The organism is Promicromonospora soli (assembly GCF_014653785.1).
GTDB lineage: Bacteria > Actinomycetota > Actinomycetes > Actinomycetales > Cellulomonadaceae > Promicromonospora > Promicromonospora soli.
Map to the genome: position 1 here is coordinate 763,929 of NZ_BNAS01000002.1, position 13,656 is coordinate 777,584.

The following is a 13,656-nucleotide window of genomic DNA, read 5'->3' on the forward strand; positions in this document are numbered from 1 at the left end:
ATGGACGAACGCGGTGCCGCCTCTCTGCAGACCGTTCTCACGTATCCGATCGTCCTGATGCTCATCTTCGCGATGGTGCAGGGCGTGCTCTACTTCCACGCGCAGAACACGGCGCAGTCCGTGGCGAACGGGGCCGTCCAGGCCGCGCGCGTCGAGGGCGGGAGCATCGACTCCGGATACGCGGAGGCGGCCGCGCGGCTCGCCCGCGGGGGCGACGCGTTCGCGTCGGTCGACGTGTCGGTGACGCGTGGCGAAGAGATGGCTACCGCGACGGTGGTCGGGCTCGCGCCGTCGATCGTGCCCGGGTTCCGGGGACTGCGGGTGGAGCAGTCGGCCACCGGGCCCGTAGAGCGGTTCACGTCGGCGGTGGTGGGTCCATGAGGGCCGGTGGGGGCGGAGACGAGCGGGGCAATGTTGCTATCAACACCGCCGTGGTCTTTCCGATGCTGTTGCTCGTGGGGCTGCTGCTCGTGATGGCGGGGCGGCTGGTTCTCGCCGAGGGTGTGGTGCAGTCGGCGGCGAACGAGGCCGCGCGGGCGGCGTCGATCAGCCGGACGGCGACCGTGGCCGGGGCGCAGGCGACGTCCACCGCCCGGTCGACGCTGGTGAACTCCGGGGTGCGGTGCGCGTCGACGTCGGTCATGCCGACCACCGACGCCTTCGCCCTGCCGCTCGGGACCGTGGGGACCATCACCGTGCGTGTGGAGTGCGTGGTGCCGCTGCGCGACCTCGGGCTGCCGGGCGCGCCGGGCTCGCGGACGATCAGCGCGACCGGGACGTCGGTGCTCGACGCCTACCGGGGGCGGTCATGACCAGGGATCGCGAGCAGGGCGAGGTCAACATCCTCGCGGCGGGCATGGTGCCGGCGCTCATCATCGCCATCGGCCTGGTGGTCGACGGCGGCGGGCGGCTGCACGCCGAGGACGAGGCCGAGTACGCCGCCGACCAGGCAGCGCGGGCCGCCGCACAACAGATCCGGATCGACCGCGCGCAGCTGGGACTGCCCCCCGAGGTGGATCCCGCGCGCGCCACACAGGCTGCCGCCGACACCCTCGGCGCGCTGGGCGTGCAGGGCGGCGTGACCGCCGTCAACGGCGCCACCGTCAACGTGGGTACCCAGGTCACCTACGAGACCACGTTTCTCACGTTGATCGGAATCAGCTCGCTCAGTGTCACGGCCGACGCCGAGGCGCGAGCAGTCCGCGGTATAGGACAGGAGGAATCCTGATGAGCACCTCGACAGTCCAGGGTCGTGCGGTGACCGGTGATCCGGGCGCACCGCGAGGGGGCACGGGCGCACGAGTGGTGAGAGGGCTGGGCGCGGCGCTGCTGCTGGTCGCGCTCGTCGTCGGGATCCCGATCGGCCTCTGGTTACTCGGCGGACCGGTCTGGACCGGGCCCGTCAGCCTCGACCGGATCATCTCGACGCTGAGCAGCCCCGACGTGACCGGGTCGGTGCTGCTCGGGCTGGTCAAGGTCGTCGGCTGGATCGCGTGGCTGACGTTCGCGATCGCCGTCGTGATCGAGGTGGTCGCGGCGTTGCGCGGCCGCCGTTCGCCGCACGTGCGTGGGCTCGGGGCGCAGCAGCGTGCCGCAGCGGTGCTCGTCGGCGCAGTGATCGCGATGCTGGTGGCGGCGCCGTCGGTGGCGCCGGCGATGGCCGCGCCCACGCCGGTCGAGGTCGGCGAGGCCGGGACCGTGGCGACCGCTCCGGTCCAGCCGGGCGCCGCCGAGGCGGCGGGCAGGACGGGTGGGGGCCTGGCCGATGCGGGCCAGCGTGCCCAGGCGGACGAGGCGCCGTCGGCCACCTACACCGTGCAGCGGGGCGACTCGCTGTGGAAGATCGCCGAGCAGACCCTGGGCGACGGCGCGCGGTTCAAGCAGATCGCCGACCTCAACTACGGCGTGCCCCAGGCCGACGGCAGCGCGCTCGACTCCGGGCACTGGATCGAGCCGGGCTGGGTGCTGAGGCTGCCGGCGGCGGCGTCGGGCACGGACGACAACACCGATACGGGTGGCACTGTCGACGTGCGCACCAGTGGCAATTCACCGGAGTCGGCCGAGGTGGTCGTCGAGACCGGCGACACCCTGTGGGGGATCGCCGAGGAGAAGCTCGGCGACGGGGCCAAGTACCCGGAGGTCTACGAGGCGTCGCGCGCCACGGAGCAGCCGGGCGGGGCGCGACTCGCCGATCCCGACCTCATTCTTCCGGGCTGGACCGTGACGGTCCCTGGTGCGGGGGAGTCGGCGTCGGACGCCGGGGGCAAGGGTGCACGGACCGACGGCGCGGCGCAGCGGTCGCCGGGCGCAGACGAGCCATCCGGCGAGTCGACGTCGGAGGCCGCGGGCGCCGAGAAGCCGGGTGCCGAGAATCAGGGTGCCGAGAAGCCGGGTGCGGCGGAGGCCGCGGGCGAGGCGGCTGGATCAGCCGCGGATCAGTCCACTCCCGAGGCCGAGGGGTCCGGCGACACGACCCCCGCCGACGACAAGGCATCGAGGGCCGCGGGCACTGCCGGGGCGAAGATCGGCGAGCGCGATGCCGCCGAGGACAACGGCCCCGAGCAGACCGCGCCGTCGACCGAGGTGGCGCCCGAGGACGCCGTCGAGGTCGAGCCGGACGACATCGAGGAGCCCGCCGGCGCGGGGAACGACGTCGTGGAGGAGCAGGCGCCCTCGGCGGAGCAGCCTGCCGGTGAGCGGCCGGCCGGGGAGGCCCCGGCTGCCGAGGAGCCGAACCGCGCGGGGCAGAACGCTGCCCCGAAGTCGCCTGCTGCGGACGGCGCACGTCAGGACGGCGCAGACGAGCTCGACCCCGCGGACGCCGCGACCGGCTCGGCAGGTATCGGCCGGCCTGGTGACGAGGAGCCCGCACCCGAGAAGACCGCGGAGGGGAACCTCGTGCCGCAGGCGCCGCCCGCGCCGCAGGAGACGTCCGAGCCCCAGTACGACGAGGTCACTCCCGAGGACCTCCAGAACGATCCGAACCTCGAGCCGGACGAGTCGGCGCCGCAGGGTCGCTCGCTGGACGACACGGTTCCGGGCAGCGGGCTGATAGCCGACGAGCTCATGCCGCAGGACGAGCCCGACGAGCCCGCCGCCGAGGAGACGTCGTCCGGGAGTGGTACGACCTGGGGCGACGATCCGGCGTCGGACGACGACGTGGCGACCGACAACGCTGCGGAACCGCTGATCGAGGAGCCCGCCCAGGCGGTTCCCGACTCCGACGTCGAGGCGACGTCGAGGGGCGGCTCGGCGTCCGACGAGGTGCTGCCCGACGAGATCGCGGGCGACGAGCCGGTCGCGGGGGAGAGCGTTCCGGAGGTCGCCGTCGAGACGTTCCCGCCCGTAGAGGTGGAGGGCGCAAACACTGGGGCCGGGGAGAACGGATCCGGCGAGAGCCAGGACGGGCCGGCAGATACCGACGCCCCGCCGCAGTCCCAGTCCGGCACCATGGCTGCCGCCGCTACCCCGGCCGGGACCGGCGCGTCCCTCCTGGAGTCGGCGGCCGAATCCGCATCCGACATCGCCTCGGACCTCGGCGACGGCCTCGACGAGTCGGTCGAGGTCCGCACCGCCGTCGGCGTCGGCGGGCTGCTCGCCGCAGGCCTGCTCGCGCTGGTCGCCGTGAAGCGGCGTCGGGCGCGCAAGGGCCGCGAGCCGGGCGAGACGATAGCCGTGCCGGGACCGGAGACCCCGGCGGGCGCGCTCGAGCTCGACCTGCGCACCGTCGAGGACCCCTTCGGGCGCAGCCAGGTGGACAGTGCGCTGCGCGGCCTCGCGCTGTGGCACCGCGAACGTGGCCTGCCGCTCCCCGGGGTGCGCATCGCGCGGCTGAAGAGCGGCGAGTTCGTCGAGCTCTACCTCGACCGTGCCGCCGACCTGCCCGAACCCTGGGCCAGCACCACCGACAGGTTCGTCTGGCAGCTCGCGGCGAGCGACGCCGACGCGGCTTCGCGGGTCTCGACGGGCTCGACCACCGACTCGCGGGTCGAGCTTGTCGAGACCGACGGCGAGGCGCCCTACCCGGCACTCGTCACCGTCGGTCACGACGACGAGGACACGCACCTCATGCTCGACCTCGAGAACCTCGCGTGCCTCGACATCCGCGGCACGGACGTCGCCGCGCAGGCGACGCTCGCGGCGCTCGCGGTCGAGCTGGCCACGAGCCTGTGGGCGGACGACCTGCAGGTCACCGTCGTCGGCACGCTCGGCGAGCTGCCGGGCGTCGTCGACACGGGCCGGGTCCGGCACGTCTCCAGCCTTGCGGGCATCCTCCGCGAGCTGGAGGCCCGGGCCTCCGACGTCGAACGTACGCTCGCCCAGGTGGGCGCTACCGCCGTGGCCGACGCGCGGGGCCGCGGGCTGGCGACCGACGCCTGGACGCCCGAGATCCTGCTCGTCGGCGAGCGGCTCGACCTGACCGAGCGCGCCCGGCTCGAGGGCCTCGTCGAGCGGGTGCCCGGCGTGGGGATCGCGGCCGTGACGTCCAGCGCGGAGGTCGGTGACTGGGTGCTCGACCTCACCGGCGAGCTCACCAACGGGGACACCACCCGCGGCATCCTCATGCCGGCCTACATCGCGGTGCGTCCGCAGCAGCTCGACGCCGCCACCTATGCGCAAGCGCTGGCCTTGCTGGCCGACCCGGAGACCGCCCCTGGTCCCGCGTGGAGCCGTTCGATCGACCGCACCGAACCGACGCTGGAGGAGATCCCCATGGAGGTGGTCCGCGCCGGTGCCGCGGATTCGGACGTGGCGGTCGGGGAGGCCGCGGGCCTCGCGCCCTCGCCCGGTTACGCGGTCGGGGCGGCCGGCAGCGGTTCGACGACGCAGGGTGAGCGCTTCTCGCCGTGGGCGAGGGCCGCGGTGAGCGTGGCGACACCGCCGCTGGGGACACCGATCGTTGCACCAGCGTCGGCGGTCGAGCCTGTCGAAGCTTCGGGACCGGCCGAGACCGGTCCCGTGGCCGAGCCGGCCGAGGCCAAGCCACCGGTGGTGCGCGTGCTGGGGAACGTCGAGCTAGCAGGGGCGACCGGCGTGGAGATGCCCTCCACGCACCAGCGGCAGGCCACCGAGCTGATCGCGTTCCTGGCGTTCAACCCGGGTTCGCGCGGTTCGGACATCTCGAAGGCGCTGTGGCCGTCGCGCGAGCCGAACCTGGCGACGCGGCGCTCGGCGGTCTCGCGCGCGCGGCGCTGGCTGGGCACGGACCCGGACGGCTACGAGTACCTGCCGCGCTACTGGTCCGCGGATGACGGCGGCCAGGCCGACCTCGAGTCCGCTGGCTACCGGCTGCGCGGGGTCACCACGGACTGGCACACGTTCTGCGACCTGGTCGGCTCGGACATCGCGCAGACGCCGACGTCGGACCTGCTGGCCGCGCTGGACCTGGTGCGGGGACGGCCGTTCGAGGGCGTGCCGCTGCGCAAATACGGGTGGGCGGAGCAGCTGATGCACACGATGTCGTCGGGTGTGGTGGACGTGTCCCACGAGGTGGCTCGACGCGCGCTGCTGGCGGGCGACGTGGCGATGGCGCGGCACGCGTCCCAGGTGGGGCGGCTCGCCGACCCGGTGGACGAGCGGTCGTGGCGGAACGGCATCCGCGCCGAGATCGCCTCCGGGCGGCGGGACGCGGTGGGCCGGCTCGTCGACCGTCTGCGGGACCACCTGGAGCAGCTCGCCATGGAGCCCGAGCCGGACACCGAGGAGCTGCTGGCTCAGGTGGACGAGCAGGACCGCCGTCGTGGAGCGGACTCGGCGCGAAGCCCGCGGGGGTAGGTCGCTCGCTGGTCGACCTGTTCGCTGGTCGAGCCGTTCGGTGGTCGAGCTTGTCGAGACCCAGCTCGGTCGATCGAGCCTGCCGCTGGTCGAGCTTGTCGAGACCCTGGAGCGGGTCTCGACAAGCTCGACCCATGGCGTGGCAACCGAGCTTGTCGAGGCCCGTCAGTCCTGGCCGAAGGTCGGGGTTCCGTAGTCCTCGAACCAGTCGCGGGCCTCGTCGATGTCGTCCGTGAACGCGCGGGACAGCAGGAGCAGCAGCCGCGCCTTGACGGGCGTGAGGTCGCCGCCCGCGATCACGCCGTCGCCGGTCCCGTACGAGCTGCCCGAGCCGGTGCGCGTCGTCGAGACGAACCAGACGCCGTCGGCCACCGCGGCGGTCCGGGCCGTGCCCATGGCGCGGGAGATGCCGCCCGCGCCGGTCCCCGCCGTGACGATGCCGGTGGCGCCGGCCTCGTGGAACCCGGCGATCGCCTCGCCGCCGGCCTGCTGGTAGGACATTGCGATCTCGACCTTCGGCAGGTCCTCGGGGCCGACGTCGGACAGGTCGAAGGGCGTGTACCAGTGGCTGCCGTCGCAGTCGAGCACGCGGGCCGGTGCCCGGCCGAGCGTGATGGTGTCGCCGTCGATCCAGCCGAGCACGCCGTACTCGCGGGACTGGAAGGTATCGGTGCGGTACGAGTTGGTCTTGGTGACGTCGCGGGCAGCCTGGATCTCGTCGTTCAGCATGAGGACCGTGCCGAAGCAGTAGGTCTGCTGGGAGGCCGCGACCTTGATCGCGTTGTAGAGGTTGGCGGGCGCGTCGGTGCCGAACATGAGGTCGGAGTCGGGGCCGTCGCCCGCGCCCCAGGGGCGCATGGAGCCGGAGGTGATGACTGGCTTCTTGGACTGGACCGTGAGGTCGAGCCAGTAGGCGAACTCCTCCTGGGTGTCCGTTCCGGTCGTGACGACGACGGCGTCCGCGTCCTCCAGCGCTTCCTCGACCGTGAGCGTGAGCTCGTGGAACTGGGCGATCGAGTAGCCCGACGAGCCCGCGTTGCCGAACTGGATCGACGAGACGTCGGCGACCGCGTCGAGCTCGGGGCGCAGGGTGTCGAGCATGTCCTCCATGAGGTAGGTACCGGCGCGATAGTTGGTGAAGGTGTCGCGGCCGGACGCCTTGCCGGCGATGGTGCCGCCCGTCGCGACGACGACCACCTTCGGCTTGCGATCCTTCAGGGCGGTGGCCTGCTCGTATCCGGCCGACTGGATGCCGAGCGGGTTGGTCCCGGCGGCCTGGACGCTGACGGGTGCGGGCGCCTGGCCGGCGGCGATATTCCAGCCGACGGCGCCGGCGAGCGTCGCCGTCCCGAGGACTGCGGCTGTCGCGGCCGCGATGGTGCGCCGGGTGAGGGCGATGACTGTGGGCATACGTTTCTTCCCCTTTGGTCGGCTTGTCGTCGACGCTAGGGGTCAGGAGTTTCGACGGGATTGCCCGGATGTTGACGTGGGTCGACCGTTGGTCCAGCTGGTCGGTCGTTGGTCGAGCCTGTCGAGACCCCCAGGTTGTCCACAGGGCCCACTTTCCGGATCGCGTGGGCCCGGCTAGCGTCATTCCCGGCCGTTGCGGATACGCAACGGTGGGGCGTGAGGGGCAGGGGGACGCGGATGGCTGGCGCGACGATGCGTATGGCGGGGCTGGTCGTGGTGGTCGGCTTGGCGCTGTCCGGGTGTACGGGATCGACGCCGGATCCGGACGTTGCTGGGTCTTCGACCCGGGAGCCGACGTCGGAGGTGTCCCCTTCCGCTAGCCCTACTCCGTCGGTGCCGGCCAAGCCGGAGCGCCCGGACGCGATGAAGCGTGACGACGCGGAGGGCGCGGCGGCGGCGGCGGAGTACTTTATCGAGCTCTACCCGTACGTGATGGCGACGGGGGATACCGAGGAGTTCAAGGCGATGTCGCACCGGGCGTGCGGGTTCTGCGAACAGGCCCTCAAGGACGCTGATCGGATCGAGGATCGGGAGCAGAACTTCCAAGGCGGGGAGACCGCGGTAAAGGTCCTCGACCAGTACCTTCAGGATCATCTGACCGGCATCTATCCGCTAGATGTTGAGGTCAAGCAAGAAGCGTCCGAGACCGTGGACGCTGATGGATCTGTGTTTTCGTCAGCCGAGGCTCAAGTGTCGGAGCACCGCGTTGAAGTCGGTCGTAAGAATGATCGTTGGGTCGTCGTCGCGATCGCGCCGAGGCCTGAACCATGAGTCCGGCAAGCGCGGTGGGAGTTGCCGTGGCGTTGGTTCTGGCTGCAAGTCAGTCCAACGAACAACCGACCTTCAGTGGGACGTCGGAGCATGATCAGGTCTCAATTGAAGCGATTGCTCCACCAGAAGCTTCGAACGCTACGCCCGCGTCGGGTGACAGCTCCGGGGTTGCACTTGCCTTGCCGCCCATACGCCAATGGCGGATCACCCCCGCTATGTGCTTCCTGCGGGATCTCGGCGGTGCCACCGTCCTTGCCGAATCCTGCACCGAGGGCCGTCAGCTCGCCTATGCCGGGATCGAATGCGAGGACGACGAGCAGCCGGTCGGTGCCCTGTTCGAGCAACGTCGAGTGTCGGGCGAGTGGTCGGACGCCGCGCTGGTCGAGGAGGAGTCCTGCCTGGCCGAGCGTCGGCAGCAGATCGACATCCCCGCGGCCGCGGCGCGTGCCTTCCAGGAGATGGAGATCGCTCCGTCGGACGTGAACGTGCAACCGCCGGACGGCTGGACCCTCGTCAACGTCGACACGATCGCTTTCACCGACACGACACCCCGCACGTTGAGCACCAGCCTGTTCGGCATCCCAGTGGAGATCCGGGCGGTGCCAAACACCTACGCCTGGGACTTCGGAGATGGCTCGGCGCCCCTGACCACCACCGATCCCGGCGCTCCGTACCCGGCGCACACGATTGCCCACGCCTACGCGAAGAAGGGTGCGGCGACCATCTCGCTTACCACCACGTGGCGCGGCCAGTTCCGGCTGGCCGGCGAGCCCACCTGGCGGGACGTGGCGGGAGAGGGAACGACGGTGTCGTCGTCGGACAGCCTGGAGATCCTGGAGGCGAGGGCGCGGCTCGTGGAGGACCTGTATGGCGGCTGATGTGAGCGCATCGGTCAGGGGGCACCGGACTTGACGTCGGTGGTGTCGAGGCAGCGATCGACCAGGGCAATGAGCTCGACGGAGAGCGGGAGATCGGCCTCCTCGGCGGGCGTGAGGCCCTCATAGAGGGTGATGGCGACGGGGCCAGGCTGCTGATCGGCTGCGGCGTCGGTGCAGAGCAGGACGCCGACGGTGGGGGCATGGACCTTAGGAACGCGGACGAGGTCGTCCACGAGGTCCAGGGCGTAGCGGGCGCGGGCGACGAGGGCCGGGTCGAAGCGGCCGACCTGAACCTGGATGGCGATGTAGCGCATCTGGGTGACATGAAAGAGCAGCAGGTCGATGGTGTAGTCGCGCTCGCCCTCCATGAGGCTCAGATGCCGGTCGACCAGGCACATGTGTCGAGGCGGTACGGCCAGCAGATCCTCGAGATGGTCGACGATGATGCCCGCGAACGTCCGCCGGATCGAGTCGACGAGCTCGCCGATGACGTCCTCGAACCCCTCGGGTCGAAAGTCGGTGCGCTGGAAGATGCTCACGAATCGATCCTCGCGATCGGGTCGCCAGTGCTGGCGTGGCCGCTGGGAGGTTCGGCAATGAGCAGTTGCCAAAGTGACTCGCTCGGCGGTCGTCCAACAACTTGCTGGACGATTGCGGCTTGGGCGGTGGAAACGCTCATGGCATAAGCCTGTAGAGGGTTTGCAGCATCCGCCACCCGAGTTGCGTATACGCAACGAAACCGCACGGGCATCAGGCAGGCCTGGGCGAGGTCATGACGAGATCCAGGACGGCCGTTGTCCTACGTTGGCGGGATGTTGTGAATTATCACGGAAGCGCCTTGCCGGGAAGACGGATATAGCGCACCCTTGGTGACGGCCGTGTTCACTGAGTTCTGCCCGAAGTTGAGGGAGTCGCCGGATGGTCTCGTCCGCCATCACGCCCACGCGCACCATCGCCGTCCTCATCGGGGTCGCAGTCATAGCGGTGGCCGGGTTCGCGGTCGTGCGGTCGGGAGTGTTCGGGCCGGAGACGGTCCAAGGTGCGATCCCCGGCCCGGGCTCGTCATCGCCCTCAGCGTCGATGTCTGCTTCCGAGAGCCCCTCGGCTTCGCCGGCTCCTAAACCGTCACCCAAGCCGACGACGCCGGAGCAGATCAAGGCGAAGAACATCGCTGACGCAAAGGCGCAGCTCGTCGAGTACTACAGCACGACGGCGTTGGTTGCGAACAATGGGTACCAGGACTGGGAGAAGAAGCTCTCAAAGTTTTGGGGGCACCCGGCCATTGCCGCCTCGTTGGCGACGGCGTACGAGGAGAGCGTCAGGTCTGGCCAGTACACAACTGGCGCCGCGAGCATCGACTCCATGAAAGTGACCAAATACGAGCCCGACGACGCGAGTTTCGAGCGCGTGACGATGGACGTGTGTGTCGACTTCTCGGGCGTTGCGACGTTTGAAGAGAACGGCAAGGAAATCCCTCGGGCTGCGGGAGTTCCGAGTAGGTACACGCTCACGTATGTGATGCTCCATCAAGGAGTAGACGGCGTCTGGACCGTGAATGGCGAGGACCGACACGTGGGGCAGGCATGCTGAGCGCCGCCCGCAGGGCAGGGAGAGGGCCCGCTGCGTTCGCACTTGGCCTGGCTCTGGTTGTCATGCTGCTCGTCGCGTCTCCAGCGACGGCCGCAGACGAGTGCCGCGAAGTCCTTCTCCCCGACGGGACTGTAAAGATCATCTGCGACAACGATGACGGTGGTGATGGCCCCGGTGAACCAGGTGATGGCGGCCCGGGCGGCGGGAGCCAGACGTGCGAGTTCAACGAGCGTGAGATCCCATGTTCGACTTCCTTCGGTGTATGGGACGGGCGTTGCTATACCCGGACCGCTGCTCCGCAGCCCCCGAAGTCTGCCCCCGTCTGGGAAGGCAACGATGACGGCGTCGTCCTTGAATGCAATCCTCCAGGTTGTGTAGGCGGCCCGATGCCGTGCCCAGACAGAAGTTTCTACTGGTCTCCGACGGCGCCCACCGCTCCGGGACCATCCCCCCGCGAACTCGCTGAACGCGCAGTCGCCTCCATGAACCTGTCCATGGGCGAAATTGGCTCTACCCCGCCGGCATCCACCAACGATCCGAATGCCGTTGGCGCAATTGGCCTACCGATTTGGCTGTGGATCGCCAATCGCGCGGAGAACACGGTCGGCCCGATAGTGCGCTCTGCGAGTGATGGCGGGCTTACGGTCAGCGCCACAGGCACGCTCAATCGTGTCGAGTGGACTCTCACCGACGCGAACGGCGCCACGGTTGGCGCCATCACCTGTGACGGGGCCAATGCGCCCGGCACGCCCTATGACGGCCGCAACAGCGCAGAGCCGTCCCCTACCTGTGGATTCGGGGCCGACCTAAACAGCAGTCCGGGCACCCTGACGCTCACGGGCACGGCCTACTGGGTCGTTGAGTGGCAAGGCGGCGGTCAGACCGGCCAGATCGACGTTCCAGCGCAGAGCAACAGCACCCAGGTCCGAATTGGCGAGCTCCAGGCGCTCGTGCGGGACTGACTCACCCGGGCCCCGACATGCAGCGGATTCCGAGCTCGCGGGCCGGCCTTGGGCTGGCAGACTTCACGCGACCAGCTGCGCCAAGGGCCTCTGATGCTGCCCGCACTGCCGTAACTGTCCTCGGGGTGCGGCTGTTGTGATCTCCGCTGGCGTCGACAGCGGAGGGCAACTCATGGGTTCCCGCGAGGTTGCCGCACGTTCGAAGTTCGATCTCTTGGCGAGCTGGTCGCAGACAATGGTGAGCCGTACGGTGCCTTCGGGTACCCGCCTGGGGGCGGTGCGCAGGACAGTGCTTATCACAACTCCAGTCCATACTTCGTCCTGCGATTGGTGACGACCGACGATAATCTGCCGCCTCCTGCTCAGGCCTGGTATCCAGGGTCGACTCCGTTGGTGGTGTCTGAGGTGTGTTGTGCTCAGCTCGGCGGAGAACGACGCCGTGCAGCTGCGGCATGGCGAGAATAACTTTCATGCCTGGCCGAAGGCTGGCATTCAGGGACCGCTGGTGCCTGCAAGCTCGAGCCGTCGACAAAGGTGCGAGACGAAAGCGAGCGCGTCCAGGCAGTCCTGGTAGGTGAAGACGCCCTTCTTCTTCAGATCCTCGAACATCTCGTGCTGGATCGGGTCCCTAAAACCCTGCCAGATGCCTTCGGAGAAGATCCGATGGGCTACTCGGAGATTCTTGGCGGTCGTCTCGGAGATCGTGTCCGGCAAGTAGGGGGCAGCAACGTCGACCTTCGGGCTCTCGCCGCCGAATGCTCCCTGGAGCACGTTGAATTCGGCCCCGCCAATCTCACTGACAGCTCGAACGTCCTTGACGTACCGCTTGATGGCCTCTACCACAGCAGCGATGTAGTTCTCCTGCATGTAGAGCGTCTCAGCAGCAGCCTGAACACTGGGATGCAGGCTCCGCCAATGCATGTCCGCGTACTCGGGTGCGATCTCGTTCAGACCCTGGATGAGCTGGTCCCGTTCGTCATCGGACATGTCTGTGTCCGGCGAGACCACAACCGCTAGGACGTTCTCAAGGGACTTCTTGACCTTCTCGTCCTGCACGGTCGAGACCCAGCCGCCGAGGTCCTTGCCAATGCGCTGTTCGAGGTGGCCGGTCTGGATTTTCCGGCGCTCGGACTTTCGCTGGGCGGACACCGCACGTAGAGCCGCCGACATGTATGCCCTCAGGGGTGCCGAGACAGGATCCTCCCAGTCGATCGAGCTGCGATCGGTTGCGATGACATCGGTGGCCTCGTCGTCGAGGTAGTCGGCGTCGATGTAGCCGGTCAGGTATGAGTAGGCATGGCTCGATTCCGAGACACCGAAGAATTCGGCGTCGTTCGCCAGACGCCCCTTGACGTACATGGTGATCCCACGCATGTTCTGCGACAGCGGCTTCTTGGAAGCAAAGATCTTCCCGGAAATGGGCGGTGCGGACCCGCCGACGCCGGTCTCGATGGGCACGTCCCAGGTGAGTTCCGTCGTGATCGCGGAGTACCTGAGCTCCCGGTCGACAGCGATCGGCACGCCACCGTTCTCGGACACGGTGAGCAGGAATCCTGAGTCGGAGTAGTTGAAGAGCGTGGAGAGGCTGCGTGCCAGATCTGCCGCGCTCGCGCGGGAGGTGCGTTGGAGGTCCTCGACGACGATCGTCGTGCCGCTCGACACCGTGGAATTGGCGGGCAGCTGGGTGGTCCGCGGATGGTAGTCGCCTCCCGTGGTGCCTTTGATCTCATCCCAGTCCATGACGACCTCGGTCCAGAAACGCTGTCCGGTCACTTTGGTGCGGATCGTGATGCGCTTGCCGATGCCGAAGAGGGCCAGCTTCCCCAGGCCCTTGCGCCCTGCGACCCGTCGACCGCCGGGTGAGAGGCCCTGATCGTCGGTGCGTCGGTTGCGTCCGATGCGCAGGTAGCGGTCGGCGAGATCGTCCCTGGACATGCCGTGTCCGTCGTCGGCGACGGTGACCTTCTGCGAGCCCGTGGTGTCGAGCTCGACCTGGACGTTGTTCGCGTCGGCGTCATAGGCGTTCGCCACGAGCTCCGCTACTGCGTTGGGCAGTCGCGAGTACATGCGGAAGCCGAGGTGCTCAATGGTCATCGGGTCGAACGAGAGCTTGAGCTTCTTGGCCACGCAGACTCCTTGTCGACCCCCTGCCAAAGGCAGCAGGGCACCCTGGGGTGGTGCTCTGTTCGGGAGAGCATGGCAAGGGCCTT

The 13,656-nt window shown here is 69.0% G+C and carries 11 protein-coding genes; 8 read left to right on the top strand and 3 right to left on the bottom strand.

Annotated elements, in window-relative coordinates:
* Genes IE250_RS09250 through IE250_RS09265 form a run of 4 tightly spaced genes read left to right on the top strand, consistent with a single transcriptional unit; the run spans position 1 to position 5,775 of the window.
* Entirely contained in the window at positions 1-381 is a 381-nt protein-coding gene (locus IE250_RS09250) for a TadE family protein (protein WP_189668960.1), read from the top strand.
* Entirely contained in the window at positions 378-812 is a 435-nt protein-coding gene (locus tag IE250_RS09255) for a TadE/TadG family type IV pilus assembly protein (protein WP_268247796.1), read from the top strand. The genes IE250_RS09250 and IE250_RS09255 overlap by 4 nt, the downstream gene beginning before the upstream one ends.
* Positions 809-1,228 carry a pilus assembly protein TadG-related protein gene (locus tag IE250_RS09260; protein ID WP_189668962.1) on the top strand — a complete coding sequence of 140 codons (420 nt, stop codon included), beginning with the start codon at positions 809-811 and terminating at the stop codon, positions 1,226-1,228. The genes IE250_RS09255 and IE250_RS09260 overlap by 4 nt, the downstream gene beginning before the upstream one ends.
* Entirely contained in the window at positions 1,228-5,775 is a 4,548-nt protein-coding gene (locus IE250_RS09265) for a LysM peptidoglycan-binding domain-containing protein (protein WP_189668963.1), read from the top strand. Before IE250_RS09260 ends, IE250_RS09265 begins: the two co-directional genes overlap by 1 nt.
* Before the next feature lie 165 nt (positions 5,776-5,940).
* Here IE250_RS09265 and IE250_RS09270 read toward each other — a convergent pair whose 3' ends face one another.
* Positions 5,941-7,185, bottom strand: a complete 1,245-nt coding sequence (locus IE250_RS09270; protein ID WP_189668964.1) for an asparaginase — start codon at positions 7,183-7,185, stop codon at positions 5,941-5,943.
* A 393-nt stretch (positions 7,186-7,578) separates the two neighbouring features.
* On the opposite strand from IE250_RS09270, the gene IE250_RS09275 reads away from it, so the two are divergent.
* Together IE250_RS09275 and IE250_RS09280 are read left to right on the top strand one after the other, a co-directional pair.
* Positions 7,579-8,016 (top strand): DUF6318 family protein, encoded by a 438-nt coding sequence (locus tag IE250_RS09275; protein ID WP_189668965.1) that lies wholly within the window; start codon positions 7,579-7,581, stop codon positions 8,014-8,016.
* Between the two features lie 26 nt (positions 8,017-8,042).
* Positions 8,043-8,894: a hypothetical protein gene (locus IE250_RS09280; RefSeq protein WP_189668966.1), complete on the top strand. Its 852-nt coding sequence runs from the start codon at positions 8,043-8,045 to the stop codon at positions 8,892-8,894.
* Positions 8,895-8,908: 14 nt separating this feature from the next.
* Here IE250_RS09280 and IE250_RS09285 read toward each other — a convergent pair whose 3' ends face one another.
* Entirely contained in the window at positions 8,909-9,433 is a 525-nt protein-coding gene (locus tag IE250_RS09285) for a PDDEXK nuclease domain-containing protein (RefSeq protein WP_189668967.1), read from the bottom strand.
* Positions 9,434-9,812: 379 nt separating this feature from the next.
* Between IE250_RS09285 and IE250_RS09290 the strand changes: the two genes are divergently transcribed.
* Positions 9,813-10,484, top strand: a complete 672-nt coding sequence (locus IE250_RS09290) for a hypothetical protein (protein WP_189668968.1) — start codon at positions 9,813-9,815, stop codon at positions 10,482-10,484.
* A 482-nt stretch (positions 10,485-10,966) separates the two neighbouring features.
* Positions 10,967-11,446 carry an ATP/GTP-binding protein gene (locus IE250_RS09295; protein ID WP_189668969.1) on the top strand — a complete coding sequence of 160 codons (480 nt, stop codon included), beginning with the start codon at positions 10,967-10,969 and terminating at the stop codon, positions 11,444-11,446.
* A 492-nt stretch (positions 11,447-11,938) separates the two neighbouring features.
* Here the strand turns inward: IE250_RS09295 and IE250_RS09300 are convergent, their stop codons facing one another.
* Positions 11,939-13,573 carry a TIGR02391 family protein gene (locus IE250_RS09300; RefSeq protein WP_189668970.1) on the bottom strand — a complete coding sequence of 545 codons (1,635 nt, stop codon included), beginning with the start codon at positions 13,571-13,573 and terminating at the stop codon, positions 11,939-11,941.
* Positions 13,574-13,656: the final 83 nt, after the last annotated feature.

Bases quoted from the DNA above. Each gene is read 5' to 3' on its own strand.
- IE250_RS09255 (WP_268247796.1), top strand. From the start codon at position 378: ATGAGGGCCGGTGGGGGCGGAGACGAGCGGGGCAATGTTGCTATCAAC.
- IE250_RS09290 (WP_189668968.1), top strand. From the start codon at position 9,813: ATGGTCTCGTCCGCCATCACGCCCACGCGCACCATCGCCGTCCTCATC.
- IE250_RS09265 (WP_189668963.1), top strand. From the start codon at position 1,228: ATGAGCACCTCGACAGTCCAGGGTCGTGCGGTGACCGGTGATCCGGGC.
- IE250_RS09250 (WP_189668960.1), top strand. From the start codon at position 1: ATGGACGAACGCGGTGCCGCCTCTCTGCAGACCGTTCTCACGTATCCG.
- IE250_RS09295 (WP_189668969.1), top strand. From the start codon at position 10,967: ATGAACCTGTCCATGGGCGAAATTGGCTCTACCCCGCCGGCATCCACC.
- IE250_RS09260 (WP_189668962.1), top strand. From the start codon at position 809: ATGACCAGGGATCGCGAGCAGGGCGAGGTCAACATCCTCGCGGCGGGC.
- IE250_RS09270 (WP_189668964.1), bottom strand. From the start codon at position 7,185: ATGCCCACAGTCATCGCCCTCACCCGGCGCACCATCGCGGCCGCGACA.